Genomic DNA, 26,666 nt, shown 5'->3' on the forward strand with positions numbered 1-26,666 from the left:
CAAGCCATGAGGACGGGGTTTGCGCAGCCGGCCGGCGGGCTGGCGCGGGACATCGTGCGGAACGCGGGCGGCGCGGCGCGCCGCGCGAGACCATCGAACGGCGCGGCGGGCGCTGATATGCCGTCTGATGCGTCGTCGCGTACGGCATGGGCACGGCGCGAGTGTTGCCGGCGCGCTCTGCCCGCAGGTACGGCACGCAGGCTGCTGGCGATTTTTGCCGGACGCTCCGCTGCCGCTTTGTTGCCTGCCTTGCTGTCTGCTTTGCTACCCGTTGCGACGCGCGCGTTGCCGACACTTCGGACGCCCCGGTCGACACCTCAGTCGACGCGCGGGCGGGCGTCTCGTTGACGCCTGTGCCGGCGCGTTCCGGGCACCCCACTGCGGACGGCAGGCGCAGTCGCCAGCCTTGCGGGCGCGGCTTGTGGCAGCGCGCAGACCTCGAGGGGAGCCGCCGGGCGGCTAAAAAGTTATAATTTAGCGGATATTGGCCAACTTCCGCAATGCACCACGCAAGGCCGGAATGCCCGCGCACGAGGCATCGAACCCGCGCGCATTGAACGCATTGTCGCGCCCGCCGGTCGAACCGCGACACACGACGCACGCAGTGCATGCCTTACGACGACCACGGAAAACCAGTTTGAAATTACACCAGGATTCAAGCGGCGCCCTGAACACCGTCACGGGTTACGGCGTCGACTATGTCGAAATCAATCTCGAACGTCATACGGGCAGCATCATCGTGCTGCCGCAAGGTCCCGTCATGAGCTGGCCCGTGTCGTCGTTCGAGGCCCTCTCGCCCGAGCACTTCGCGCTCTTGATCGAGCCGGCGCCGGAAGTCGTGATCTTCGGCAGCGGCGAGCGCCTGCGCTTTCCGCATCCGCGCCTCACGGCCGCGCTCGCGGCCCAGCGGATCGGCGTCGAAACGATGGATTTCAAGGCCGCCTGCCGGACCTACAACATTCTGATGGCGGAAGGCCGCAAGGTCGCCGCCGCGCTGCTGATCGAAGGCTAGCGGCGCTCGCAGCGTATCGGGCCGAAGCCGAACGGCATTTCGCGCGGCACACCGGCACCTTTTGACGGGCGCGTCACGCGGATCAAGTACACTGCGCGCCTGCGCGTTCCAGCAGCCGCGCCGCCTCGGATGACGCGCTCTCAACGGGCTGCCCGCGAACGGGAGCAGGCGCCTGCCGCAAGCTGCGGCATAAGGGTGTCATAAGCGACGCCGATGGAGAATCGGCGGCTGCTCCGCGTCACGGTCCGCTCACGGTCCGCTCATGGGCAGACAACGCGTGCCGCCCGGCGCCCGCCGGCTCACCGGCCGGGCGATGCGGGCCGCGTGCCCGCTGGACGCACCGCAACAACCGGACCCCCGTCCGGTCGACATAAGAACGAAGCCGCGCAAGCGGCGCCGAGAAGGGTTGAACAACACATGAACGACAAGCCGTCCGGTCTGACGCTCAATCGCACGACGGTCCTGCTGCTCGTGCTCACGCTGGCCGTGATCTGGTTCGTGCCGCTGGGCTGGCGCCATCTGCTGCCGAGCGACGAAGGCCGCTACGCCGAAATGGCGCGCGAGATGTTCGTCACCGGCGACTGGATCACGCCGCGCTACAACGGCTACAAGTACTTCGAGAAGCCGCCGCTGCAAACCTGGGCGAACGCGCTGTCGTTTGCGTGGTTCGGCATCGGCGAATGGCAGGCGCGTCTCTATACGGCACTCACCGGCTTCGCCGGCGTGCTGCTGATCGGCTACACGGGCGCGCGCGTGTTCAACGCCGCGACGGGCCTGTTCGCCGCCCTCGTGCTCGCAAGCGCGCCGTACTGGAACCTGATGGGCCACTTCAACACGCTCGACATGGGCCTGTCGTTCTGGATGGAGCTCACGCTCTTCGGCTTGCTGCTCGCGCAGCGTCCGGGTCTCGCGTCGCGCGAGCAGCGGCTGTGGATGTGGGTCGTGTGGGCGTCGATGGCGCTCGCCGTGCTGTCGAAGGGGCTCATCGGCCTGATCCTGCCGGGCGCCGTGCTCGTGCTCTACACGCTGATCGCGCGCGACTGGGCGATCTGGAAGCGCCTGTATCTCGTGAGCGGCCTGATCGTGTTCTTCGCGATCGTCACGCCGTGGTTCGTGATCGTGCAGGATCGCAACCCCGAGTTCTTCAACTTCTTCTTCATCGTCCAGCAGTTCAGGCGCTATCTGACGCCCGAGCAGAATCGCCCTGGTCCGTTCTATTACTTCGTGCCCGTACTGATCGTCGGCTTCCTGCCGTGGCTGTCGGTGAGCGTGCAGAGCGTGCGCAACGCGCTACGCATGCCGCGCCAGGCTAACGGCTTCTCGCCCGTGACGATGCTGTTCGTGTGGACGGTCTTCATCTTCCTGTTCTTCAGCGCGTCGCATTCGAAGCTGCTGTCGTACACGCTGCCCATCGCGCCGCCGATCGCGCTCGTGATCGGCCTGTATCTGCCCCTCGTCACGCGCGAGCAGTTCCACCGGCATCTGACGGGCTACGCGGTGTTTCTCGTCGCGGCGGGATTCGGCGCGGTGTTCCTCGGTCATCTCGGCGACAAGCGCAACCCGAATGCGCTGTACCTCGAATTCCGCGTCTGGGTGTATGCGGCGCTCGCCGTCGGCTTTGCCCTGACGCTCGCGGCGATCTGGCTCAACTGGCGCACGCGCCACGCCGCGAACGGCTCGTCCGCTGCCCTGCGGGCGGGCGCGCAAAACGGCACACGGGCCGCTGGCGCGGGCCTCTTCGGCGCGGCCACAGTCTTCGGCTTTGGATGGGTGCTGCTCGCCGTGATCGCCGGCACGGGGCACGACGCGTTCGGCCGGCTGTCGTCGGGCGCGCCGCTCGCCCCCGCCGTGAAGGCCGAGCTGGCGAAACTGCCCGCCGACACGCCGTTCTATTCGGTCGGCGTGCTCGACCATACAGTGCCGTTCTACATCGGCCACACGATGATCATGGTCGAGCATGCGGACGAACTGGCCTTCGGTGTGTCGGTCGAACCGCAGAAATGGGTGCCGACGATCCCGCAATGGATCGAGCGCTGGAAGGCCGACCGCTATGCGATGGCGCTGATGTCGCCGGAGCGCTATGAGGAACTCAGCGCGCAGCACTTGCCGATGACCGTCGTCGCGCGCGACGCCCGGCGTGTGATCGTCGAGAAGCCAGGCTCCGAACAGGCGGGCGCGCAGCAAGGCGCCGTCGCGCAACCCGGCGCGGCACAGGCGGCCTCCGGGCCGCAGCAAACGCAATGAAAGCGCAATGAACGTGCAATGAACGCGGCGAGCGCAGCAGCCATGACCGCTTTCCTCATCCAGACGTCTATCCGATGAATCCGATTTCGCTCTTTTGCATCCTCGCGGGCGTCGCGCTGAACGCGACGGCCCAGCTGCTTTTGAAGGCCGGCACGAACGCCGTCGGCCACTTCGATTTCACCGTCGCGAACATCATCCCCATCGGGTTCAGGATTGCGACACAGTTGCCCATCATAGGCGGGCTCGCCTGCTATGTGCTGAGCGTCGTCGTGTGGATCGTCGGACTGTCGCGCGTGGATGTGTCGATCGCCTACCCGATGCTGTCGCTGGGCTATGTTGTAAACGCGTTTGCTGCGTGGTATCTGTTCGGCGAAGTGCTGTCGGCGCAGCGTCTGGTCGGCATCGGCGTGATCCTGGTGGGCGTGTTCCTCGTCGCGCGCAGTTGATGCGTTGCTTCATACGCTGCTCCGCCGCAGAAGAATCTCCTGGCAAGCCCGTTCCCGTCTGCTAATGTCTCTTGAATTGTTTCGAGCACTGGACATTGATGCGGAAGTCGCACATCATCGCCGCCGCATCGAGGCACCGATCAACGTAGGCGCGGCGTTTAAGCTTGAATCAAGCCAATTGTCAGCATTGTGTCAGACCGTGCCCTTTTTATATCGAGCATAACCATCCATGACCCAGTCATCCGTTCCGTTCCTGCCGTTCGTTCGTCCCGAGATCGATGAAGAAACGATCCGCGGTGTTGCCGACGTGCTCCGCTCCGGCTGGATCACGACGGGCCCGCAGAACCAGGCGTTCGAAAAGGCGTTGTCGGAATACTGCGGCGGCCGTCCGGTGCGCACGTTCAACTCGGGCACGGCGACGCTGGAAATCGGCCTGCGCATCGCGGGCGTCGGAGCCGGCGACGAAGTCATCACGACGCCGGCGTCGTGGGTCGCGACGAGCAATGTGATCATCGAGGTCGGCGCGACGCCCGTGTTCGTCGATATCGACCCGACGACACGCAACATCGACCTGGACCTGATGGAAAAGGCGATCACGCCGCGCACGAAGGCGATCATCCCCGTCTTCCTGTCGGGCCTGCCCGTCGACATGGACCGCCTCTACGCGATCGCCCGCGCGCACAAGCTGCGCGTAATCGAAGACGCGGCGCAGGCGTTCGGCTCGACGTGGAAAGGCGAGCGCATCGGCAAGCTCGGCGACATCGTGTCGTTCAGCTTCCACGCGAACAAGAACCTGACGTCGATCGAAGGCGGCGCGCTCGTCCTGAACAACGAGGAGGAAGCCGTCCTCGCGCAGAAATATCGCCTGCAAGGCATCGTGCGCACGGGCTTCGACGGCATGGACTGCGAGCTGCTCGGCGGCAAGTACAACCTGACGGACGTCGCGGCGCGCGTCGGCCTTGGCCAGTTGCCGCATATCCAGCGCTTCCGCGCGCAGCGCCACGCGCTCGCTCGCGCCTATTTCGCGGGCTTCGAAGGCGGCGCGGCCGTCAGGCTCGGCATGGGCCTGCCGCTCGCCGACTTCGAGAACACCAACTGGCACATGTTCCTCGTCACGCTGCCGCTCGCGCGCCTGTCGATCAGCCGCGCCGGCTTCATGGAGCAGCTGAAGGAGCGCGGCATCGGCACGGGCGTGCACTACCCGGCCATCCATCTGTTCTCGCTGTATCGCGCGCGCGGCTTCAGGGAAGGCATGTTCCCGCATGCGGAGCACTATGGCGCGAGCACGGTCACGCTGCCGCTCTTCACGCAGATGACGGAAGGCGATGTCGAGCGCGTGTGCCGCGCGGTGAACGAGATTTGCCAACAATACGGTCAATAAAGCGGAAACCTAGCGGAAATGAATCAAACGGACCCAAGCCCGGTCGCCCCCGAAGTCTCGGTCATCATCCCCGTATACAACGAGGAGGCGGGACTCGGCGCCCTGTTCTCGCGCCTGTACCCGGCCCTCGACGCGCTCGGCACGAGCTACGAGGTGATCTTCATCAACGACGGCAGCCGCGACCGGTCGGCGGCGCTGCTCGCGGAGCAGTTCCGGGCCCGTCCCGACACCACGCGCGTGATTCTGCTGAACGGCAACTACGGGCAGCACATGGCCATTCTCGCGGGCTTCGAGCAGTCGCGCGGCGAGATCGTGATCACGCTCGACGCCGACCTGCAGAATCCGCCTGAGGAAATCGGCAAGCTGTGCACAAAGATGCGCGAAGGCTTCGACTATGTCGGCACCATTCGCATGCAGCGCCAGGACAGCCTGTGGCGGCGCAAGGCGTCGCTCGCGATGAACCGGCTGCGCGAACGCATCACGCGCATCAAGATGACCGACCAGGGCTGCATGCTGCGCGCGTACAGCCGCCATATCATCGACACGATCAACCGCTGCGGCGAGATCAATACGTTCATCCCCGCGCTCGCGTACACATTCGCGCAGAATCCCGTCGAGATCGAAGTCGCGCACGAAGAGCGCTTCGCGGGCGAATCGAAGTATTCGTTCTACAGCCTGATCCGCCTGAATTTCGACCTCGTGACGGGCTTCTCGGTCGTGCCGCTGCAATGGCTGTCGTTCATCGGCGTGATTCTGTCGATGGGCTCGGCGGGCCTCTTCGTGCTGCTGCTGATTCGCCGCTTCATCATCGGCGCGGAAGTGCAAGGCGTGTTCACGCTCTTCGCAATCACGTTCTTCATGCTCGGCGTGATCATCTTCGCGCTGGGCCTGCTCGGCGAATACATCGGGCGAATCTATCAGCAGGTGCGCGCGCGTCCGCGCTATCTGGTGCAAACCATTCTCGAGCAGCGCGAAGGCGACCCGCTGCCGCCGCAGCCTCGCCAGCCGGCCGGTCAGGATGCGCAAGGCATGCAAGGCGGCCAGTCGACGCATTCCCCGCAGGCCATCAGCGCCGATCAGGGACCGAGCAAATGAAGCCGCGCGCGGTCGTATTCGCTTACCACAACGTCGGCGTGCGCTGCCTGCAGGTGCTGCTCGCACGCGGCGTCGACGTCGCGCTCGTCGTCACGCACGAGGACAATCCGACCGAGAACATCTGGTTCGGCAGCGTGGCGTCCGTCGCCGCCGAGCACGGCATTCCCGTCGTGACGCCCGCCGATCCGAAGAGCCCCGCGTTGCGCGCGCTCGTCGTCAACGCGCAACCCGACTTCATCTTCTCGTTCTACTACCGGCACATGCTGCCTGCCGACCTGCTCGCCGTCGCGCCACGCGGCGCGTACAACGTGCACGGGTCGCTGTTGCCGAAATATCGCGGTCGCGTGCCGACCAACTGGGCCGTGCTCAACGGCGAAACCGAAACGGGCGCGACGCTGCACGAAATGGGCGCGAAGCCCGACGCAGGCGCGATCATTGCGCAGACACCCGTCCCCATCCTGCCCGACGACACGGCCGCGCAGGTGTTCGACAAGGTGACGGTCGCCGCCGAGCAGACACTGTGGCGCGCGCTGCCCGCGCTGCTCGCGGGCGAAGCGCCGCATCTGCCGAACGACCTCGCGCACGGCAGCTATTTCGGCGGACGCAAGCCCGAAGACGGGCGCATCGACTTCAGCCAGAGCGGCCAGCAGGTCTACAACCTGATTCGCGCGGTCGCGCCGCCGTATCCGGGCGCGTTCACGGACATCGGCGGCGAGCGGTTCGTCATTGCGCGGGCGCGACTGGCCCAGCCCGGCGCGGCCGGCGCAGATTTGCCGCCCGGCATCCACGTAGGCGATAATGTCTTTTTTGCGACATGCGGCGATGGCCGCGTCATCGCCATCCACGAATTGCGGCATCAGCGCGACGGCCAGGAGCGCGTCGTCTCCCCCGCCGAATTCACCCAGCTCACTCAATCTTCCCGTAACGCATGAAAAAAGTCCTGATTCTGGGCGTGAACGGCTTCATCGGCCATCATCTGTCCAAGCGCATTCTCGAAACGACCGACTGGGAAGTGTTCGGCATGGACATGCAGACGGAGCGCCTCGGCGATCTCGTCAACCACGAGCGCATGCACTTCTTCGAGGGTGACATCACGATCAACAAGGAGTGGGTCGAGTATCACGTGAAGAAGTGCGACGTGATCCTGCCGCTCGTCGCCATCGCCACGCCCGCAACGTATGTGCAGCAGCCGCTGCGCGTGTTCGAGCTCGATTTCGAGGCGAACCTGCCGATCGTGCGTTCGGCCGTGAAGTACGGCAAGCACCTGGTGTTCCCGTCCACTTCCGAAGTCTATGGCATGTGCGCGGACGAGCAGTTCGACCCGGACGCATCCGCCCTCACTTACGGCCCGATCAACAAGCCGCGCTGGATCTACGCATGCTCGAAGCAGCTGATGGACCGCGTGATCTGGGGCTACGGCATGGAAGGCCTCAACTTCACGCTGTTCCGTCCGTTCAACTGGATCGGCCCGGGCCTCGACTCGATCTATACGCCGAAGGAAGGCAGTTCGCGCGTGGTCACGCAGTTCCTCGGCCATATCGTGCGCGGCGAGAACATCAGCCTCGTCGACGGCGGCGCGCAAAAACGCGCGTTCACCGACATCGACGACGGCATCAGCGCGCTGATGAAGATCATCGAAAACAAGGGCGGCGTCGCGACGGGCAAGATCTATAACATCGGCAATCCGCAGAACAACTTCTCGGTGCGCGAGCTCGCGCACAAGATGCTGGCGCTCGCGGCCGAATTCCCCGAGTACGCGGATTCGGCAAAGAAGGTGCAGCTCGTCGAGACGTCGTCGGGTGCGTACTACGGCGCAGGCTATCAGGACGTGCAGAACCGCGTGCCGAAGATCGACAACACGATGCAGGAACTCGCGTGGGCGCCGCAGTCGACGTTCGACGAAGCACTGCGCAAGATTTTCGAAGCGTACCGCGGCCATGTCGCCGAGGCGCGCGCGCTCGTCGAACAACAGTAAGGGCGGGCGCTCTTGGCCCTGATCGTCCTGAAGATCGACGTCGATACGCTGCGCGGCACGCGTGAAGGCGTGCCGAATCTCGCGCGCATCTTCGACCGCTACAAGGCGCGCGCCACGTTCCTCTTCAGCCTCGGCCCCGACCACACCGGCTGGGCGATGCGGCGCGTGCTGCGGCCGGGCTTTCTGAAAAAGGTGTCGCGTACTTCCGTGGTCGAGCATTACGGCGTGAAGCAGCTGATGTACGGCGTGCTCTTGCCCGGACCGGACATCGGCGCGCGCGCCCGCCCGGAAATGCGCGCGATCCACGAGGCCGGCTTCGAATGCGGCATTCATACGTGGGACCACGTCTACTGGCAGGACAACGTGCGCTCGCGTCCGCGCGACTGGACCGTCGCGCAGATGCAGAAGAGCCACGACCGTTTCGTCGACATCTTCGGCATGCCGCCCGTCACGCACGGCGCGGCCGGCTGGCAGATGAACGGCCACGCGTTCGAGCAGATCGACGCATGGGGCATGCGGTACGCGTCCGATGGGCGCGGGCATACACCGTACTTCCCCGTCGTCGGCGGCCGCACGCTCTCGCATGTGCAGATGCCGACCACGCTGCCGACGCTCGACGAAGTGCTGGGCATCGACGGCATCGACACGGACAACGTCGCCGCGTGGCTGCTCAAGCGCACCGAGCACAACCCGCACGACCAGGTGTTCACGCTGCACGCGGAACTCGAAGGCCAGAAGCTCGCGCCCGTGTTCGAGCAACTGCTCGCCGGCTGGCGCGCGCAAGGCCACACGTTTGCGACGATGGGCGATTATCACGCCGCGCTAGACCGTGACACACTGCCGTCGTACCCTGTGACGTGGGGCGAAATCCCGGGCCGCTCCGGCGAGCTGATCGTTCAGCCCGACTAGCCATGCGCCGCCGAAGGTGCGCATCGTTGGTCGTCGTCCGATTGCGCGCCCGTTTTACAGGCCAGCAGCAAGCGAGCAGCAATCCGGCACGTCACGCGGCAGCGCTCCTGTCCGGGAGCCGCCCCGAAGCACCAAGCAACCCAGAAGAAAGCGTTCAGGCAGACCGCCGTCGCGGCCGCCGATCACGATAACAACCGGAGGACCACGTGCCCATCGCAGTCGATCAACCCGTTCCCGACTTCACGGCCCCCGCAACGGGCGGCGACTTCACGCTGTCCAGCCTGCGCGGAAAGAAGGTCGTCGTGTATTTCTATCCGAAAGACAACACGCCGGGCTGCACGACGGAAGGCCTGCAGTTCCGCGACCTGTACCCGAAGTTCAAGAAGGCGGGCGCGGAGATCGTCGGCGTGTCGCGCGACAGCGTGCGTTCGCACGATAACTTCAAGGCCAAGCTCGAGCTGCCGTTTACCTTGGTATCGGACCCTGACGAAACGCTCTGCACGCTCTTCGGCGTCATGAAAATGAAGAAAATGTATGGCAAAGAAGTACGGGGTATTGAGCGCTCCACATTCGTTATCGACGGTGAAGGCGTGTTGCGCCGCGAATGGCGCGGCGTGAAGGTGCCGGGCCACGTCGACGAGATTCTGGAGGCTGTACAAGCGCTTTGAGGCGCGTTATATTGGGCCGCAATGAGTGCCTGTTCATCTAATTTTTCGCGCAGTTGCGCTGCAGATCGCGTCTTTGTCGTCGCTGACAGTACGGCAATGAGGCGAGCCATCAGGCGTGATGCGATCACCCAGGTCGAGCCGCTTGCCCCGATTGCCGGGGCGGCGGCTTTTTTAATTGCGCGCAGCAGTTCGCGTCGTTCGCAGCGCACTTTCGTCAAGGAGCCGATCGAAAACCAGGCGAACCGGCATTACTAATCCGACACGCGCCACCGGACGCAAATTGCGAGCGCACGACGCACGACAGTTTGCGGCAGGCGGCGAAGAACTGTGACCCGATTTACTTGAGGGAAACCATGCCTTTGCCTACCCCACCCAGCAAGCTCGGCAATCTGTTGCCGCCTGATGAATACAAGGCCAGGCCTGCCAAACCTGCTCGAAAACAGGCGCATGAAGGGGAGCAAGCCGCATCGGCCGAATTCGGCCGCGCCAATGTCGCCACACCGATGACGCACGCCGCCAACGCCGCGACCACCCTGCGTCCCGTTCCGCCGATCGCCACGTCGTCCGCTTCCGCGTTGCCCGAGGCCGCGCCTTCGCGCAGCCGCAAGGCGAAGCAGACGGCGGCGTTGCTGCAGCCGGTGCCGTCCGTGTCCGCAGAAGACGACGAGGCGATTGCGCCCGTCGTCGCGCGCCGCGGCAAGGGTTCCGCCGAAGCCGAAGCGCAAGCCGCCGCACCCGCCACGCCGACGCGCGCCGGCACGAAAAAACGCGTGACGCGCGGCGCGGAAGCCGAGATCCGCAAGCTGTTCGTGCTCGATACCAACGTGCTGATGCACGATCCGACGTGCCTCTTCCGCTTCGAGGAACACGACGTCTATCTGCCGATGATGACGTTGGAAGAGCTCGACAATCACAAGAAGGGGATGTCGGAGGTCGCGCGCAACGCACGGCAGGTGAGCCGCACGCTGGATTCGCTCGTCGCGAACGCGGGCGAGATGGCCGAAGGCATTCCGCTCGCGCGCCTGGGCAGCCTCGAAGCGCTGGGACGCCTGTACTTCCAGACGAAGCTCACGGACATCGAGCCCGTCGAAGGCCTGCCGCAAGGCAAGGCCGACAACCAGATTCTCGGCGTCGTGCGCGCGCTGCAGCGCGACCGGCAGGACCGCCAGGTCGTGCTGGTGTCGAAAGACATCAACATGCGCATCAAGGCGCACGCACTCGGCCTGCCCGCCGAAGACTACTTCAACGACCAGGTTCTCGAGGACAAGGACCTGCTCTACTCGGGCATCCGTCAGCTGCCGCAGGACTTCTGGACGAAGCACGCGAAGGGCATGGAAAGCTGGCAGGACACGAAGACGGGCACCACGTACTACCGCGTGACGGGTCCGCTGTGCGCGTCGATGCTCGTCAACGAGTTCGTCTATCTGGAGCCGCAGAACGGCGAGCCGGCGTTTCACGCGCTTGTGCGCGAACTGAACGGCAAGACGGCGCTGCTGCAGACGCTGCGCGACTACGGCCACCACAAGAACAACGTGTGGGGTATCACGGCGCGCAACCGCGAGCAGAACTTCGCGCTGAACCTGCTAATGAATCCGGAAATCGACTTCGTCACGCTGCTCGGCCAGGCCGGCACGGGCAAGACCCTGGTCGCGCTGGCGGCGGGCCTCGCGCAGGTGCTCGACGACAAGCGCTACAACGAGATCATCGTGACGCGCGCGACGGTTCCTGTCGGCGAAGACATCGGTTTCCTGCCCGGCACCGAAGAGGAAAAGATGCAGCCGTGGATGGGCGCATTCGACGACAACCTCGAAGTGCTGCAAAAGACCGACGATGCGGCGGGCGAATGGGGCCGCGCGGCTACGCAGGAACTGATCCGCTCGCGCCTGAAGATCAAGAGCATGAACTTCATGCGCGGACGCACGTTCGTCGACAAGTATCTGATCATCGACGAGGCGCAGAACCTGACGCCCAAGCAGATGAAGACGCTCGTCACGCGCGCGGGCCCGGGCACAAAGATCATCTGCCTCGGCAACATCGCGCAGATCGATACGCCGTATCTGACGGAAGGCAGCTCGGGGCTCACGTATGTCGTCGACCGCTTCAAGGGCTGGGCGCACAGCGGCCACGTGACGCTCGCGCGCGGCGAGCGCTCGCGGCTCGCGGATTACGCCTCCGACATTCTCTGACGCGCTTCGCTGGATCTTTGGAGCCGCAGGTCAAAGCCGCTTCCGAAGCCGCTTCCGGTTTGTCGCCGGAAGCGGCTTTTCTTCGCGTATTCTTCTTGCGAGTTGCCTGCGCGGGTTACGCGCGTTCAATCGCCTTTTGTTGGGCAATGTGAGCGTGTGCCGTCCGCCCGACGCAACATTTAGCGCGTAAACTTCAAGTCATTTCTCAAGAATTCTTGCCGGAGGCCCGCGGCAAGGGCTACCATCGGGCATCGTCGGCCATTGCCGGGCGTCGTCGCCCGGCTTCGCTTTCATGCTCCGCCTCGCGCTGTCACTGCTCATCGCCGCCCTGCTCGCCGCCTGCTCCGGCGCGCCGCAGAAGACCGTGCGCGGCTCGGGCGGGTCGTATGCGTCGTCTGGCGGTGCGTATCGGACTACGCCGCCGGGCTTCCCTAATTTCGTCGATCACAGTATCGGACGTGAAGAAATTTCGATTCAGGCGATGGGCCTCGTCGGCGTGCCGTACCGTTGGGGCGGCAATACGCCCGACAGCGGCTTCGATTGCAGCGGCCTCGTCCACTATGTGGTTCAGCGCGCGGCATCCGTGAATCTGCCGCGCACGACGGCCGACATGAGTTCGCGTGGCGAATCCGTCGAGCCTGATGAGATCGCGCCCGGCGACCTGATCTTTTTCAACACGACGGGGCGACCGCATTCGCACGTCGGGATTTATGTCGGCAAGCTGCGCTTCGTGAACGCGCCGTCGACGGGCGGCACCGTGCGGCTCGACTATCTGACCAATCCGTACTGGGCCAGGCGCTTCGACGGCATACGACGTGTCGCGCCGCCGTTGAGCAAGCCGACGACGCCGTTCGATGCGCCGAGCTACCAGGCGTCAGCGTCTGCGCCTGCTGCGCGCGCCGTTGCGACCGTCGCGCCGTCGAAGCCGGCGGCTTACGACACGGCGAACATGCAGCGTGAAGCAGCAAGCCCGAACGCCGCTGTCAATGGATACAAGCAAGGCAGCGCGTATGCCGCGCAATCGGCCCAGCAGCCTTCGGCGTCCGCGAGCGCGATGGCCGTCGCGCCGCCCGCAGCGGCCGCCGCTTCCGCCGATCCGTTCGAACCTCCGCCTCCGGGGATGAGCGCCGCGCAGATGCAGGCGCGTGCTGCGGGCGCGGTATCGCCGGCTGCCGCCACTTCGCCGCCGCCCGCTGATACGCAGCAAGCACCCGACGCAATCGACGCCGCCGCCGATGCGTACGAGCCGCCTCCGCCCGCCGCCGTCGCGGCGCGCCAGGCCCGCGACGCGCAGCCATCGACCGATTCGGGCGGCGCGCAGATCATGCGCGCGTCGTCGGGCTCGCGCCCCATACCCGCTCCGACACGCACGAACGACGACCCCATCGCGGGCTTCGCCAACGGCAGCTACTGATCGCCTTGAACCCGCGTCCGACCGACGCCCGCCAGCCGCCGCACACGCGCGATTCATCGCGAACGCCACGATGCGACAAAGCCTCCGCCGGCCGATTCGCCACCAGCCCAGCCGCACCTCTGCTATCGTTTTCGATATTTCTCTGATGGCGGGTGGTGACGATGGATCTCGGACTCAAAGGCAAAGTGGTCCTGGTAACGGGCGGCAGCAAAGGCATCGGTCTCGCATGCGCGCGCGCGTTCGCGATGGAGGGCGCGAAAGTCGCGATCGTGTCGCGCGATCCCGCCAATCTTGCTCGCGCCCGTGAGCAGCTTGCGAGCGAAGGGCTGCATATCCACCTGACCCGCGCCGACCTGCATGAGCCGCACAGCGCCACCGATGTCGTCGACGAAGCGACGGGCGCCGTCGGCCCGATCGACATCCTGATCAACAGCGCGGGCGCCGCGCGCCGCTACGATCCCGAAACGCTCGACGCCGACGCGTTCAAGGCGACCATGGAAGCCAAATACTTCCCGTACATCTATCCGCAGCAGGAAGTGCTGAAGCGCATGGCCGAGCGCGTGAAGTCCGGCGCGGCGAAGGAGCCGGGCACGATCGTCAATATCATCGGCATGGGCGGCAAGATCGCGAGCGACATTCATATCGCGGGCGGCGCGGCGAACGCGGCACTGATGCTCGCCACCGTCGGCCTCGCCCACTATTACGCGCGCTATGGCATACGCATCAACGCGATCAATCCCGGGGCGACGCTGACGGATCGCGTCGAGGAAGCGCTGAAACTGGAAGCGTCGCGCGAAGGCATCCAGCCCGCCGAGGCGCTGTCGCGCGGCGAAGCGCGCGTGCCGCTCGGACGCTTTGCGAAGCCGGAGGAAATTGCGGATGTCGCGCTCTTTCTGGCGAGCCGCCGCGCGAGCTATGTGACGGGCGCGATCGTCCCGATGGATGGGGGCAGCGCGCCGCTGATCTGAGCGCGCCGCGCCGCTTTTGTGGGCCTTCTTCTGAAGGCCCGCTTCTGTGGGCCCGCTTTTGTGGGCCCGCTTCTGAGGGCCCGCTTTTGAAGCCCCGCTTTTGAAGCCCCGTTTTTGAAGCCCCGCTTCTGAAGCCCTACAGGAAGCGGTGGCCGAGCCACCAGCCGGCGGCCGCGAGCGCGGCCGATGCCGGAATCGTCAGCACCCACGCCCAGACGATATTGCCCGCCACGCCCCAGCGTACGGCCGATAGCTTCTGCGTCGCGCCGACGCCGACGATCGCGCCTGTGATCGTATGCGTGGTCGAAACGGGAATGCCGAGGAACGACGCGAGAAACAGCGTGATTGCGCCGCCCGCCTCCGCGCAAAAGCCGCCGACGGGCTTGAGCTTCGTGATTTTCTGCCCCATCGTCCGGACGATGCGCCAGCCGCCGAACAGCGTGCCGAGCCCCATCGACAGATAGCACGCGCCGATCACCCAGAGCGGCGGCGCGTCGCCCGTCGCCGATGCGTAGCCGGTTGCGATCAGCAGCATCCAGATGATGCCGATCGTTTTTTGCGCGTCGTTGCCGCCGTGGCCGAGACTGTAGAGCCCCGCCGACAGCAGCTGCATGCGGCGGAAGCGCCGGTCGACCTTGCTCGGCGGCGTGCGGAAATAGATCCACGACACCATCAGCATGAAGAACGAGCCGAGCACGAAACCGAGCAGCGGCGACACGATGATGAACGTGATGGTCTTGAGCAGCCCGTCCCAGTTGAGCGCGCCCCAGCCCGATTTCGCGAGCGCCGAGCCGACCAGCCCGCCGATCAGCGCGTGCGACGAACTCGACGGAATGCCGTAGTACCACGTCACGATATTCCACCCGATCGCGCCGACCAGCGCGCCGAACACGACGTAGTGATCGACGATTGCGGGGTCGATCGTGCCCTTGCCGACCGTCTGCGCGACTTTCAGGTGAAAGATGAAATAGGCGATGACGTTGAACGCGGCCGCAAACGCGACGGCCTGTTGCGGCTTCAGCACGCCCGTCGAAACCACGGTTGCGATCGAGTTCGCCGCGTCGTGAAAACCGTTCATGAAGTCGAAGACGAGCGCGACGACGACAAGCGTCGCGACCGCCCAGATGGCAAGTTGTATCGAATGCATTACGCGTTTTCCAGCACGATGCCTTCGATAATGTTCGCCACGTCCTCGCACTTGTCGGTGATCGACTCGAGCAGCTCGTAGATCGCCTTCAGTTTGATCAGCGTCTTGACGTTGTCTTCTTCCCGGAAAAGCTTCGACATCGCCGAGCGCAGCACGCGGTCGGCTTCCGATTCCAGACGGTCGATGTCTTCGCATGCCTTCAGGATTTCGCGCGCCTGCTTCATGTCCGACAGCATGCCGACGGCCGCCTGCACGCGCTCGCAGGTCGCCGTCGAGATGTGCGCGAGCTGGCTCGCCTCCGACGTGACGGCCTGCACGTCATACAGCGAAATGGCCGTGGCAACGTCCTCCATCAAGTCGAGGATGTCATCCATCGTGGTGATCAGCTTGTGGATTTCGTCGCGGTCGAGCGGCGTGATGAACGTCTTGTGCAGCAGATCGATCGTTTCGTGCGTCAGTTTGTCGGCCGCTTTCTCGGCCGTCTGCACGTTCTGCTTGTGGATCTCAGCGTCGCCGAGGTTATCGATCAGGAGTTCGAGTTCCCGGCTACCCGAGACGATGTGCTGCGCGTGAGCGTTGAAAATTTCAAAGAATTTGCCCTCGGTGGGCATGAATCGACCGAACATTGGGGTCCCAGAAAGTGGTCACGGTGAGGCTGTCATAAAACCGCAATATTGTACCGTTCGTGACCACTTTCAGTGCGGCGCGTGGCCGCGATTTAGGCGCGCGCGCAACGGGAAGCGCAACCCGGTTTCCCCGCGCGCGCCAAGTTGTGTTACTCGCCGCCGTAAAAGTTTTGCGGACCCGCAAAATTATCGAACTTCGTGAATTGACCGTGGAACGTGAGCCGAACGGGTCCGATCGGACCGTTACGCTGCTTGCCGATGATGATCTCGGCGGTGCCCTTGTCGGGGCTGTCCGGGTTGTAGACTTCGTCGCGGTAGATGAAGAGAATCACGTCCGCGTCCTGCTCGATTGCACCCGATTCGCGCAGATCCGACATCACGGGACGCTTGTTCGGACGCTGTTCCAGGCCGCGGTTCAGCTGCGACAGCGCGATCACGGGCACGTCGAGTTCTTTCGCGAGGCTCTTCAGCGAACGCGAGATTTCCGAGATTTCGGTCGCGCGGTTTTCGCCCGTCGACGAGCCGCTCATCAGCTGCAGGTAGTCGATGATGATCAGGCCGAGCTTGCCGCACTGGCGCGACAGACGCCGTGCCCGCGAGCGCAGTTCCATCGGGTTCAGGCCGCCCGTTTCGTCGATGAAGATCTGCGCCTCGCTCATTTTCTGCACCGCGTGCGTGAGCTTCGGCCAGTCTTCGTCCGTCAGGCGCCCCGTTCGCATGCGGTGCTGGTCGAGCCGCCCGACCGAGCCAAGCATACGCATGATCAGTTGCGTGCCCGGCATTTCCATCGAGAACACGGCGACGGGCAGTCCATACTCGACGGCCACGTATTCGCCGACGTTCATTGAGAACGCCGTCTTACCCATCGACGGACGCCCCGCCACGATGATCAGCTCGCCGCCATGCATGCCGGAGGTCATCCGGTCGAGATCGACGAAGCCCGTCGGCGTGCCCGTCACGTCGCTTGGATTGGCCGTGTGGTACAGCGTGTCGATGCGCTCGACGACCTGCGTCAGCAGCGGCCCGATTTCCAGGAAGCCCTGCGTGCCGCGCGCGCCGTCTTCCGCGATGGAGAAAACCTTCGATTCCGCCTCGTCCAGCAGTTGGCGAACTTCCTTGCCTTGCGGATTGAAGGCGTCGGCAGAAATCTCGTCCGCCACCGACACGAGCCGGCGCAGCACCGCGCGGTCGCGCACGATTTCCGCATAACGCCGGATGTTCGCGGCGCTCGGCGTGTTCTGCGCAAGCGCGTTCAGATACGCAAGCCCGCCGACCTCTTCCGCCTTGCCCGACGTGGTTAGCGCTTCATAGACGGTCACGACGTCGGCAGGACGCGTCGCCGCGATCAGCCGGCCGATGTGCTCGAAGATGATGCGGTGGTCGTAGCGGTAAAAGTCGCTTTGCGAGAGGAAGTCGGCGATGCGGTCCCATGCGCCGTTGTCGAGCAGCAGACCGCCCAGCACCGATTGCTCGGCCTCTATGGAATGGGGCGGGACTTTCAGCGACTCGAGTTGTGGATCTTTCGACGGTGCGTTCATGGGGTGGAATTATCAAGCAAATGGAGGACGGCAGCAAAGCGTTCGGCAGCGCGAGTACCTGGGCTCGTAAACAACGATTGCGGACAATAAAAAAGGCAGAGGCCGGTTTCCCGGCCCCTGCCCTTGTCGCCGGAAATTTCCCGGCGACCTTACATCCTGTCTACGCGTACAGCTTAGACGTGCTCGCCCAGCACCGACACCGTGACGTCGACGGTGACGTCCGTGTGCAGCGAAACGTGCACGGGGTGGTCGCCCACCAGCTTCAGCGGGCCTTCCGGCAGACGCACTTGCGCCTTTTCCACGACGAAGCCTTGCTTGGTCAGCGCGTCGGCGATGTCGGCGTTCGTCACCGAGCCGAACAGACGGCCGTCGACGCCAGCCTTCTGCGCGATCTGCAGCGTCAGGCCGGCCAGCTTTTCGCCTTGAGCCTGGGCAGCCGCCAGCTTTTCAGCCGCGTTCTTTTCCAGTTCTGCGCGGCGAACTTCGAATTCGGCGATCGCTTCCTTCGTTGCGCGGCGGGCCTTCTTGTTCGGGATCAGGAAGTTACGCGCATAGCCGTCCTTCACCTTGACGATGTCGCCCAGGTTGCCGACGTTCGCGACTTTTTCGAGAAGAATGATTTGCATTCGGATGCTCCTTATGGCGTCGTCGGGTTAGGCCTTGTGCTGGTCGGTGTACGGCATCAGCGCGAGGAAACGCGCGCGCTTGATAGCCGTGTCCAGCTGGCGTTGATAGTGGGCCTTGGTACCCGTGAGACGCGCCGGCGTGATTTTGCCGTTTTCGCCGATGAAGTCCTTCAGCGTATCGATGTCCTTGTAGTCGATCTGTTCGACGCCAGCTGCCGTGAAACGGCAGAACTTCTTGCGCTTGAAGAGCGGGTTTTGTTGCTGACGACGCTTGTCGAATTTCTTACCAGTGGGGCGGGCCATGTTCAGTCCTTTCCAATGTCCTGCAATTCTGTGATGTGAAACACCAGAGTTCTCGCGTTGCGGCTTTTCTTTGCCAGGAAGCCGGTGAAGAGCGTATCGACGCCCATTTCAACCCGCTCCAGCCTGCCGCTCGCCTCGCCGGCTGCGACCGCCTGCATGGTCAGCTCGACGGTTCGGGCGATGCCCGCTTCGACGACCTGCGTGCGGTGTTGCAACGTACAGCCTGCAATCGGAACGCCGGCGGGGGTGTACCGCACCGGTTCGCGTTCGACGACGCTTGCCGTGAGTTGCAGCCGGTTCATCGGTTCCTTTTAGGGATGTCCGCGTGGCGTACCAATGAGCGGCGCGTGACTCTGATGGCTTAACGGTTCTGCTTTAAGCCTGCGCTTCCGTCGACTGCGTAGCAGCCGCCTTCTTGGCTTCTTCGCGCTGCACTTCCTTCATCATCGGCGACGGGCCGGTTTCGGCCTTCTTCATCTTGACGATGAGGTGACGCAGAACGGCGTCGTTGAACTTGAACGCGTGTTCCAGCTCGTCGAGCGTGGTCTGGTCGCATTCGATGTTCATGCAGACGTAGTGAGCCTTCGCGAGTTTCTCGATCATGTAGGCCAGCTGGCGACGGCCCCAGTCTTCGATACGGTGGATCTGGCCACCGTGCGACGTGATCGTGGACTTGTAGCGCTCGATCATGGCGGGCACCTGCTCGCTCTGATCGGGGTGCACGATGAATACGATTTCGTAATGACGCATTACACACTCCTTGTGGATTGAAGCCACCCGGGCGTCGGAACCGGTGTGGCAAGTGAGAAGCCCGAAACTATAACCTGAATCGACACTGTTTGCAATATAAAGCGTGCATCTCGCGGCCGATTCAGGCGTGTTTTCAAGGGCTTAGGGAATCGGGCAGTCCCCGGTTGCCCGCCAGGCCGTCGCTCAACTGCCCGGATAGGGTGCGCCGGGCGCTTCCCCGTGCAGCCGTGCGTTCAGAGCCGCCTGCAGCGCAGTCAGCGATTCGGGCGCGGCGTCGGTGACGGCCCACCACATCATGCCGTCGTCGCGCCAGCGGGCGAGCGCGTACCCGTCGTGCACGAGCGCCGGGCCGGGCTTGCCGGCCGCCGGATCGTCCTCGGGAAACACGTAGACGTCGATTACGTGCTTCGCGTGCCGGTACGTGAGCACCGCTACCCGCCGATGCCCGACGTAGTCGAGCCGTCCGCCCGCCAGCGGAAACCCGCTCGCAGCGAGATCTTCAACGGGCGGCGCGTAGTCGAGCTTGCCGTTGAACCACGGCTTCACCGTATGCTGATCCGACGATACGACGTCGATATCGTGCCCCGACAGTTGCGCGCGCACATGGCTCGCGACCAGTTGATCGACGAACGGCGCTGCCTCGCCCGCGCGATGCAGCGTCACGGCGATTCCCGCCGCGACGAGCGCGCACAGCGCGAGTGCGAAACCGCCGCGCCAGGCCGTGCCCGCGTGCCACCCGAATCCGCTTGCGGCGCCACTTCCGTCCCGGCCGCCAGCCAGATTCCCCGATCCGCTCACGCCGCCCTCGCCCGCCAGCGCCCCGAAGCCGCCGCCCTGCGGCAGCCGCAGCCAGTCGAGCCAGCCTTTACGGCGCCTCGCGCGCGGCTCTGCCTGCCGATCCGGTTCGCGCGCCCGCCATTGCGGCTCGGCGATTTCGACGGGGGGCAGCGCCGCCATGATCCTGGCGCGCAACTCGTCGGGCGCGCGGTGATAGGCCGCCGTGCGCACCGCGCCCTTCATCGCCCGCACCATTTCGCTTTCCCTCCGGCAAGCCTCGCAGCTTTCGATATGCCGCTGCACGTCAAGCGATTGTGGCGGCGTGAGTTCATGGTCCGCGTTCGCATCGAGAAGCGGCCGCGCTTCGTTACAGTCCATCTGGCGCCTCCTTTGCGATTCCGCCCGGCAACGCGCCGGGAGCGTGCGGCAACCAGCCGCTTTCGGTTTTGCGCAGGCCATCGGGCACACCGCCGGAAGTGCCGCCTGGCGCGAGACCCGCTGAACCCACCTGCTGAGCCGACGAGCGCACCGCGGGCCGCGCCCCCGGCACATCGCCCGTCCCGTCCGGCGCACGCCCTGTGCCGCCGCCGCGCGTGCCACTTGCCGTCCGCGTGCTTCCCTGCGCCAGCAACGACGTCAACGCCGTCGCGAGCTTCCGCCGCCCTCGCGCGAGCCGCGACATCACGGTGCCCACGGGCAAGTCCGCAATCGTCGCGATCTCGCGGTAACTCAGCTCCTCCAGTTCGCGCAAAATCAGCACTTCGCGATATTCGACGGGCAGCCGCTCGAGCGCTTCGTGCACGAGCCGCGTGTCCTCGTCGCGGGCCATCAGCGTTTCCGGATCGGGCGCGCTCGCGCTCCAGCCCTCGAACGTCTCATCGTCAAGGTTCTCGTCGAACTCGACCGTCGCGTGCACGCCCGAGCGCCGCCGCCATTCCGTGTACCAGGTGCGCCGCACGATCGCGAGCAGCCACGGCCGCGCAGTCTCGCCGTGGAACGTGTCGAAGAAGCGGAACGCGCGCATGAACGCTTCCTGGACGACGTCATCGGCGTCGTTCGGGTTGCCGCATAGCCAGCGCGCCAGGTTGTACGCGGCATCGAGATGCGGCAGCGCCATCTGCTGAAAACGCAGACTGCGCGCCGCCTCGGCGCCGGCGTCAGATGTATCACCGGCATCGCCCGCGGCAGCCGGTTTTCCCGTCTCAGTCACCGATCCCCTCCAGGCTCGCCCAGACTTCACGGCTGAAATACCGGTTCTCGATCCAGTTTATTCCCGGCTTTTTCACGCGCCCCAAAAAAATGAAACCGGGAATAGAACGCTGTGCGGCGCGGTACAGCAGACGAGTCCCTAACTCGCGAGGTTCCCCATGCAAAACGATCTGAAAGACCCAAACCGGCTGAAAGGCCTGAGCCGGCGTGACTTCCTGCGGCTTTCGGCCGTCGGCGGCGCGGCGTTCGCATCGGCGTTGCCCGGCTTTACCTACGGACGCGACGACGATTTCTATTTTGTCCAGCTTTCCGACGCCCACTGGGGTTTCGAAGGCCCCGGCGTCAACCCCGATCCGAAAGGCACGCTGCCCAAGGCAATCGCGGCCGTAAACGCGCTGCCGTCGTCGCCCGATTTCGTCATCTTCACCGGCGACCTCACGCACACCACCGACGACACCGCCGTGCGCCACGAGCGCATGCGTCAGTTCCAGCAGATCGTTGCGCAGCTGAAAGTGAAGCCGCTCTATCTGATGCCGGGCGAACACGATGCGAGCCTCGATGCGGGCGCCGCGTACAAGGAGCACTTCGGGCAGACGCACTACACGTTCGACCACAAGGGCGTGCACTTCATCACGCTCGACAACGTGTCGGACCCGGCAGGCCGCGTCGGCGCGGAGCAGATCGCTTGGCTAGCCGCCGATCTCGATCGCCAGCCGCAGGACGCGCGCATCGTGCTCTTCACGCACCGGCCGCTCTTCGATCTCGCGCCGCAATGGGACTGGGCGACGCGCGACGGCGCACAGGTGATCGACGTGCTGAGCCGGCGCAAGTATGTGACCGTGTTCTACGGGCACATCCATCAGGAGCATCACATGATGACGGGCGCCATCGCGCATCACGCTGCGCGCTCGCTGATGTTCCCGCTGCCGCCCGCGATGTCTCAGGCGAAGAAGCTGCCCGTGCCGTGGGACGCGTCGGAGCCGTATCGCGGGCTGGGCTGGCGGCGCGTGGAAGTGGCGCCGCAATCCGGCGCGCTCGCGCTCAACGAGATGCCGATCACGACGACCTAAAGGAGAGACCATCATGCAATCGCTTGCCCTCGACGGAAAACGACGGCGACTCTTCACGCTGATCGGCATGGGTGTGGTGCTCGCCGTGTCGGGCCGCTTCGACGCCCGCGCCGCCGAGCCGCGCGTGATCAGGATTCACGCGCGCAGGTTCGTGTTCACGCCCAATCAGATCAAGCTCGCGCCCAATGAAAAGGTCGTGTTCGAGCTGACCGCGCAGGACACGGTGATGGGTTTCTCGATCCCGCAGTACAACGTGCGCGCCGACGTGCCGCCCGGCGCCGTCGTGCGTGTGCCGGCGCAGGCGGGGCCGGCGGGCAACGTCGATTTTCTGTGCGACATCTTCTGCGGATCGGGACACGAGACGATGAACGGGATGATCGTCGTCGGCTAGCTCGCTACGCATGGGCCCGATGCATTGGCCTATGCGTTGGTGCTACGCGCTGGCCCTACGCATTCGCCCAGTAATCGGGCCGCGCGTACACCTCTTTCAGATAGTCGATGAAGTAGCGCACTTTCGCGGGCACGTAGCGCTGCTGCGGATACACGGCGAGGATGTCGTAATCGGGCAGCGCGTATTCGTCGAGCACGGTTTCGAGCTCGCCGCGCGCGAGCTGCTGATCGATTTCCCACGTCGAGCGCCAGCCGAGCCCGAGCCCCTCCGATACCCAGCGGTGCAGCAGCTCGCCGTCGTTGCAATCGAGCGTGCCGCCGACGCGCACCGTCGTCAGCTTGCCGTTGCGCCGGAAATACCAGCCGCGGTTCTGGCCGCCTTGCAGGTTGAACGCGAGGCAGTTGTGCCTCGGCAGGTCTTCGAGCGTCTTCGGCTTGCCGTGCTTGCGGAAATATTCGGGCGTGCCGCACACCACGCGCCGGTTCGTTGCGAGCTTCACCGCGACGAAGTTCGGATCGACGGCGCCGCCGATGCGGATCGACAGGTCATAGCCCTCGCGCACCAGGTCGACGACACGGTCCGTGAGATTGAACGAAACCTGCAGCTCCGGCTTGTCCTTCAGGAATTCCGGCGCGAGCGGCGCGACGTGCTTGCGTCCGAACGCGGCGGGCGCCGACACGATCAGATGCCCGTTCACCGAGCGCCGTCCCGCCATCAGCTCGTTTTCCGCCTGATCCCATTCGCTGAGCAGTCCCCGGCAGCGCTCGAGAAACGCGGCGCCCTCTTCGCTGACGACGAGCCGCCGTGTCGAGCGGTACATCAGTTTCACGCCAAGCCGCTTCTCGAGCGCGTCGATGCGCCGCCCGAGAATCACGGGCGACACGCCCTCTTCGAGCGCCGCCGATGCGAGGCTGCCCGCGTCCGCGACGCGCACGAACGTTTCGATCTGTTTAAAGCGGTCCATTCCCGTCTCCTGTCCCACGCAACCCGGCCGCACGCCCGTCCCACGGCCATTTCCCTGCGTCGCGCCCCAACCGGCGCCCCGCCCACATTCCATACTTTTTGTTTTGGAATAAGCGACCGTGGATGATCTTATCAAACCTTGGATGCAGTCTTAAAGTGTGTTCCACACCCTTTGACACATCGGCAAGACAGACTTCCAGGAGACACACATGGCCAAGATGAGAGCCGTCGACGCAGCAGTGCTCGTGCTCGAAAAAGAAGGCATCGACACGGCTTTCGGCGTTCCGGGCGCCGCCATCAATCCGTTGTACTCGGCCATACGCAAGGCGGGCAACATCAGTCACGTGCTGGCGCGCCACGTCGAAGGCGCGTCGCACATGGCGGAAGGCTATACGCGTGCAGCGCCCGGCAATATCGGCGTGTGCATCGGCACGTCGGGCCCCGCGGGCACCGATATGATCACGGGCCTCTACTCCGCTTCCGCCGACTCGATCCCCATCCTCGCGATCACGGGCCAGGCGCCGCGCGCGCGTCTGTACAAGGAAGATTTCCAGGCCGTCGATATCGAATCGATCGCGAAGCCCGTCACGAAGTGGGCCGTTACCGTGCGCGAGCCGGCGCTCGTGCCGCGCGTGTTCCAGCAGGCTTTCCATCTGATGCGCTCGGGCCGTCCGGGTCCCGTGCTGGTCGATCTCCCGATCGACGTGCAGCTCGCCGAAATCGAGTTCGACATCGACACGTACGAGCCGCTGCCCGTCTACAAGCCCGCGGCGACACGCAAGCAGATCGAAGCAGCGCTCACGATGCTCAACGATGCGCACAAGCCGCTGATCGTGTCCGGCGGCGGCGTGCTCAATGCAGCCGCTGAAGACCTGCTCGTGCAGTTCGCGGAAACGCTCGGCGTGCCCGTGATCCCGACGCTGATGTCGTGGGGCGCGATTCCCGACGATCACCCGCTGATGGCGGGCATGGTCGGCCTGCAAACGTCGCATCGCTACGGCAACGCAACGATGCTCGCGTCCGACTTCGTGCTCGGCATCGGCAACCGCTGGGCAAACCGTCACACGGGCAGCATCGACGTCTACACGAAGGGCCGCAAGTTCGTGCACGTCGACATCGAGCCGACGCAGATCGGCCGCGTGTTCGGCCCGGATCTCGGCATCGTGTCCGATGCGAAGGCCGCGCTCGAACTGTTCGTCGAAGTCGCGAAGGAATGGAAGGCGGCGGGCAAGCTGAAAGACCGCGGCGCATGGGTCGAAGAGTGCCAGGCGCGCAAGCGCACGCTGCAACGCAAGACGCACTTCGACAACGTGCCGATCAAGCCGCAGCGCGTGTACGAAGAGATGAACCAGGTGTTCGGCCGCGACACCTGCTACGTCAGCACGATCGGCCTGTCGCAGATCGCCGCCGCGCAGTTCCTGCACGTGTTCAAGGCGCGCAACTGGATCAACTGCGGCCAGGCCGGCCCGCTCGGCTGGACGATTCCGGCTGCGCTCGGCGTGCGCGCCGCCGATCCGCAACGCCCGATCGTCGCGCTGTCGGGCGACTACGACTTCCAGTTCATGATCGAAGAGCTGGCCGTGGGCGCGCAGTTCAAGCTGCCGTATGTGCACGTCGTCGTGAACAACTCGTATCTGGGCCTGATCCGCCAGGCACAGCGCGCGTTCGACATGGACTACTGCGTGCAGCTCGCGTTCGACAACATCAACGCGCCGGAAGTCGAAGGCTATGGCGTCGATCACGTCGCCGTGGCGGAAGGCCTCGGCTGCAAGGCGATCCGCGTGTTCAAGCCGGAAGACATCAAGCCCGCGCTGCAAAAAGCGCAGTCGATGCTCTCCGAGTTCAACGTGCCCGTGGTCGTCGAAGTGATTCTCGAGCGCGTGACGAACATCTCGATGGGCACCGAGATCGATGCGATCAACGAGTTCGAAGAGCTCGCCCTGACGCGCGCCGATGCGCCGAGCGCCGTCAGCCTGCTCGACTGATCGCCATACCTGCTGTATCCGCTGTATTCGCTTCACCCGGATGGATGCGCTTCGAACGAAGCGCGTCCGTGCGCACCGCGTTGTTCAATTTGACCGACCAGAGAGAAAAAGCAACATGCCGAAATTTGCCGCCAATCTCACGATGCTGTTCAACGAAGTGCCGTTCCTCGACCGCTTTGCCGCGGCCGCCGATGCGGGCTTCGACGCTGTCGAATTTCTGTTCCCCTACCCGTATCAGATCAACGAACTGTCGGAGCGTCTCGCGCAGAACAAGCTGAAGCTCGTGCTGCACAACCTGCCCGCGGGCAACTGGGAAGCAGGCGAGCGTGGCATCGCTTCGCTGCCGGACCGCGTCGGCGAGTTCCAGGAAGGCGTGGGCCGCGCGATCGAATACGCGAAAGCGCTGAAGGTGCCGCAACTGAACTGCCTCGTCGGTATTCCGAAGGGCGTCGATGCCGACAAGGCGCGCGCGACGATCGTCGACAACCTGCGCTTCGCCGCCGCCGAGCTAAAGAAGGAAGGCATCCGGCTGCTCGTCGAGCCATGCAACTCGTACGACATTCCGGGCTTCGCGCTGAACCGCTCGGCGCAGACGCTCGACGTGATCGACGCCGTCGGCTCCGACAACCTGTTCCTGCAATACGACATCTATCACATGCAACGGATGGAAGGCGAACTCGCCGCGACGATCAGGAAGCACTTCGCGCGCATCGCCCACATCCAGCTCGCCGACAACCCGGGCCGCAACGAGCCGGGCACGGGCGAAATCAACTATCGGTTCCTGTTCGATCTGCTCGATTCGCTCGGCTATCAGGGCTACGTCGGCTGCGAGTACAAGCCGCGCACGACGACCACGGAAGGCCTCGGCTGGCTGGAAAACGTCGCGGGCGTGAAGCGCGCGCGTGCGTCCGCCTGAGTTGGCGGCTTGAAATCAAGGCCTGAAATCAAGGCACGACCCCGTCAGCACACGAGCACATTTTTTC

The 26,666-nt window shown here is 64.6% G+C and carries 26 protein-coding genes; 16 read left to right on the forward strand and 10 right to left on the reverse strand.

All coding sequences use genetic code 11. From position 1 onward, the window contains the following. The first annotated feature begins 637 nt into the window (after window positions 1-637). The 12 genes from AABE10_RS18080 to AABE10_RS18135 all read left to right on the forward strand — a co-directional run bounded on the left by AABE10_RS18080 (window position 638) and on the right by AABE10_RS18135 (window position 14,298). On the forward strand, window positions 638-1,012 hold the full coding sequence (locus AABE10_RS18080; protein ID WP_152759791.1) for an Mth938-like domain-containing protein: 375 nt from the start codon (window positions 638-640) through the stop codon (window positions 1,010-1,012). A gap of 417 nt (window positions 1,013-1,429) precedes the next feature. Next, window positions 1,430-3,256, forward strand: a complete 1,827-nt coding sequence (locus tag AABE10_RS18085; RefSeq protein ID WP_342934639.1) for a glycosyltransferase family 39 protein — start codon at window positions 1,430-1,432, stop codon at window positions 3,254-3,256. Window positions 3,257-3,330: 74 nt separating this feature from the next. Beyond that, window positions 3,331-3,702: an SMR family transporter gene (locus AABE10_RS18090; protein WP_090862102.1), complete on the forward strand. Its 372-nt coding sequence runs from the start codon at window positions 3,331-3,333 to the stop codon at window positions 3,700-3,702. Between the two features lie 229 nt (window positions 3,703-3,931). Then, a complete protein-coding gene (locus tag AABE10_RS18095) occupies window positions 3,932-5,083 on the forward strand; it encodes a DegT/DnrJ/EryC1/StrS aminotransferase family protein (RefSeq protein WP_342934640.1) in 1,152 nt (383 codons plus the stop codon). Between the two features lie 18 nt (window positions 5,084-5,101). After that, window positions 5,102-6,178 carry a glycosyltransferase gene (locus tag AABE10_RS18100; protein ID WP_342934641.1) on the forward strand — a complete coding sequence of 359 codons (1,077 nt, stop codon included), beginning with the start codon at window positions 5,102-5,104 and terminating at the stop codon, window positions 6,176-6,178. Continuing rightward, window positions 6,175-7,110: a formyltransferase gene (locus AABE10_RS18105; protein WP_342934642.1), complete on the forward strand. Its 936-nt coding sequence runs from the start codon at window positions 6,175-6,177 to the stop codon at window positions 7,108-7,110. The genes AABE10_RS18100 and AABE10_RS18105 overlap by 4 nt, the downstream gene beginning before the upstream one ends. Then, on the forward strand, window positions 7,107-8,153 hold the full coding sequence (locus AABE10_RS18110) for a bifunctional UDP-4-keto-pentose/UDP-xylose synthase (protein ID WP_342934643.1): 1,047 nt from the start codon (window positions 7,107-7,109) through the stop codon (window positions 8,151-8,153). Before AABE10_RS18105 ends, AABE10_RS18110 begins: the two co-directional genes overlap by 4 nt. A gap of 12 nt (window positions 8,154-8,165) precedes the next feature. Next, window positions 8,166-9,062: a polysaccharide deacetylase family protein gene (locus AABE10_RS18115; protein WP_342934644.1), complete on the forward strand. Its 897-nt coding sequence runs from the start codon at window positions 8,166-8,168 to the stop codon at window positions 9,060-9,062. A 206-nt stretch (window positions 9,063-9,268) separates the two neighbouring features. Continuing rightward, the gene (locus tag AABE10_RS18120; protein ID WP_342934645.1) at window positions 9,269-9,730 is read left to right on the forward strand and encodes a peroxiredoxin; all 462 of its coding nucleotides are present in this window, start codon (window positions 9,269-9,271) and stop codon (window positions 9,728-9,730) included. 353 nt (window positions 9,731-10,083) lie between these two features. Continuing rightward, entirely contained in the window at window positions 10,084-11,916 is a 1,833-nt protein-coding gene (locus tag AABE10_RS18125) for a PhoH family protein (RefSeq protein WP_342934646.1), read from the forward strand. A gap of 292 nt (window positions 11,917-12,208) precedes the next feature. Next, window positions 12,209-13,330, forward strand: a complete 1,122-nt coding sequence (locus AABE10_RS18130; protein ID WP_342934647.1) for a C40 family peptidase — start codon at window positions 12,209-12,211, stop codon at window positions 13,328-13,330. Window positions 13,331-13,491: 161 nt separating this feature from the next. Beyond that, entirely contained in the window at window positions 13,492-14,298 is an 807-nt protein-coding gene (locus AABE10_RS18135) for an SDR family NAD(P)-dependent oxidoreductase (RefSeq protein ID WP_342934648.1), read from the forward strand. Window positions 14,299-14,434: 136 nt separating this feature from the next. Here the strand turns inward: AABE10_RS18135 and AABE10_RS18140 are convergent, their stop codons facing one another. From AABE10_RS18140 to AABE10_RS18180, 9 genes are all read right to left on the reverse strand, one after another. Continuing rightward, window positions 14,435-15,445, reverse strand: a complete 1,011-nt coding sequence (locus AABE10_RS18140; protein ID WP_342934649.1) for an inorganic phosphate transporter — start codon at window positions 15,443-15,445, stop codon at window positions 14,435-14,437. Further along, window positions 15,445-16,071: a DUF47 domain-containing protein gene (locus AABE10_RS18145; protein ID WP_342934650.1), complete on the reverse strand. Its 627-nt coding sequence runs from the start codon at window positions 16,069-16,071 to the stop codon at window positions 15,445-15,447. The genes AABE10_RS18140 and AABE10_RS18145 overlap by 1 nt, the downstream gene beginning before the upstream one ends. A 149-nt stretch (window positions 16,072-16,220) precedes the next feature. Beyond that, complete coding sequence (locus tag AABE10_RS18150; RefSeq protein WP_342934651.1) at window positions 16,221-17,609, reverse strand: replicative DNA helicase; 1,389 nt, start codon at window positions 17,607-17,609, stop codon at window positions 16,221-16,223. A 173-nt stretch (window positions 17,610-17,782) separates the two neighbouring features. Further along, window positions 17,783-18,235 (reverse strand): 50S ribosomal protein L9, encoded by a 453-nt coding sequence (gene rplI, locus AABE10_RS18155; protein ID WP_090862076.1) that lies wholly within the window; start codon window positions 18,233-18,235, stop codon window positions 17,783-17,785. Between the two features lie 27 nt (window positions 18,236-18,262). Continuing rightward, on the reverse strand, window positions 18,263-18,538 hold the full coding sequence (gene rpsR, locus AABE10_RS18160; protein ID WP_087735833.1) for a 30S ribosomal protein S18: 276 nt from the start codon (window positions 18,536-18,538) through the stop codon (window positions 18,263-18,265). A 2-nt stretch (window positions 18,539-18,540) separates the two neighbouring features. Continuing rightward, complete coding sequence (gene priB / locus AABE10_RS18165) at window positions 18,541-18,840, reverse strand: primosomal replication protein N (protein WP_152759767.1); 300 nt, start codon at window positions 18,838-18,840, stop codon at window positions 18,541-18,543. 73 nt (window positions 18,841-18,913) lie between these two features. Continuing rightward, window positions 18,914-19,288 (reverse strand): 30S ribosomal protein S6, encoded by a 375-nt coding sequence (rpsF, locus tag AABE10_RS18170; RefSeq protein WP_342934652.1) that lies wholly within the window; start codon window positions 19,286-19,288, stop codon window positions 18,914-18,916. Between the two features lie 183 nt (window positions 19,289-19,471). Beyond that, window positions 19,472-20,443, reverse strand: coding sequence for an anti-sigma factor (locus AABE10_RS18175; protein WP_342934653.1), 972 nt, complete (start codon window positions 20,441-20,443; stop codon window positions 19,472-19,474). Continuing rightward, window positions 20,433-21,275, reverse strand: coding sequence for an RNA polymerase sigma factor (locus tag AABE10_RS18180; protein ID WP_342934654.1), 843 nt, complete (start codon window positions 21,273-21,275; stop codon window positions 20,433-20,435). Before AABE10_RS18180 ends, AABE10_RS18175 begins: the two co-directional genes overlap by 11 nt. Window positions 21,276-21,432: 157 nt before the next feature. Here AABE10_RS18180 and AABE10_RS18185 point away from each other — a divergent pair, with 157 nt between their 5' ends. Beyond that, a complete protein-coding gene (locus AABE10_RS18185; RefSeq protein WP_342934655.1) occupies window positions 21,433-22,344 on the forward strand; it encodes a metallophosphoesterase in 912 nt (303 codons plus the stop codon). Between the two features lie 67 nt (window positions 22,345-22,411). Next, window positions 22,412-22,735: a cupredoxin domain-containing protein gene (locus AABE10_RS18190; RefSeq protein WP_235850902.1), complete on the forward strand. Its 324-nt coding sequence runs from the start codon at window positions 22,412-22,414 to the stop codon at window positions 22,733-22,735. A gap of 55 nt (window positions 22,736-22,790) precedes the next feature. Here AABE10_RS18190 and AABE10_RS18195 read toward each other — a convergent pair whose 3' ends face one another. Next, a complete protein-coding gene (locus AABE10_RS18195; protein ID WP_342934656.1) occupies window positions 22,791-23,699 on the reverse strand; it encodes a LysR family transcriptional regulator in 909 nt (302 codons plus the stop codon). 208 nt (window positions 23,700-23,907) lie between these two features. Here AABE10_RS18195 and gcl point away from each other — a divergent pair, with 208 nt between their 5' ends. Next, window positions 23,908-25,683 carry a glyoxylate carboligase gene (gene gcl, locus AABE10_RS18200; protein ID WP_342934657.1) on the forward strand — a complete coding sequence of 592 codons (1,776 nt, stop codon included), beginning with the start codon at window positions 23,908-23,910 and terminating at the stop codon, window positions 25,681-25,683. 115 nt (window positions 25,684-25,798) lie between these two features. Continuing rightward, window positions 25,799-26,599 carry a hydroxypyruvate isomerase gene (gene hyi / locus AABE10_RS18205; protein WP_342934658.1) on the forward strand — a complete coding sequence of 267 codons (801 nt, stop codon included), beginning with the start codon at window positions 25,799-25,801 and terminating at the stop codon, window positions 26,597-26,599. Window positions 26,600-26,666 lie beyond the last annotated feature (67 nt).

This window comes from Paraburkholderia diazotrophica (assembly GCF_038900755.1).
GTDB classification, from domain to species: Bacteria; Pseudomonadota; Gammaproteobacteria; order Burkholderiales; family Burkholderiaceae; genus Paraburkholderia; species Paraburkholderia diazotrophica_A.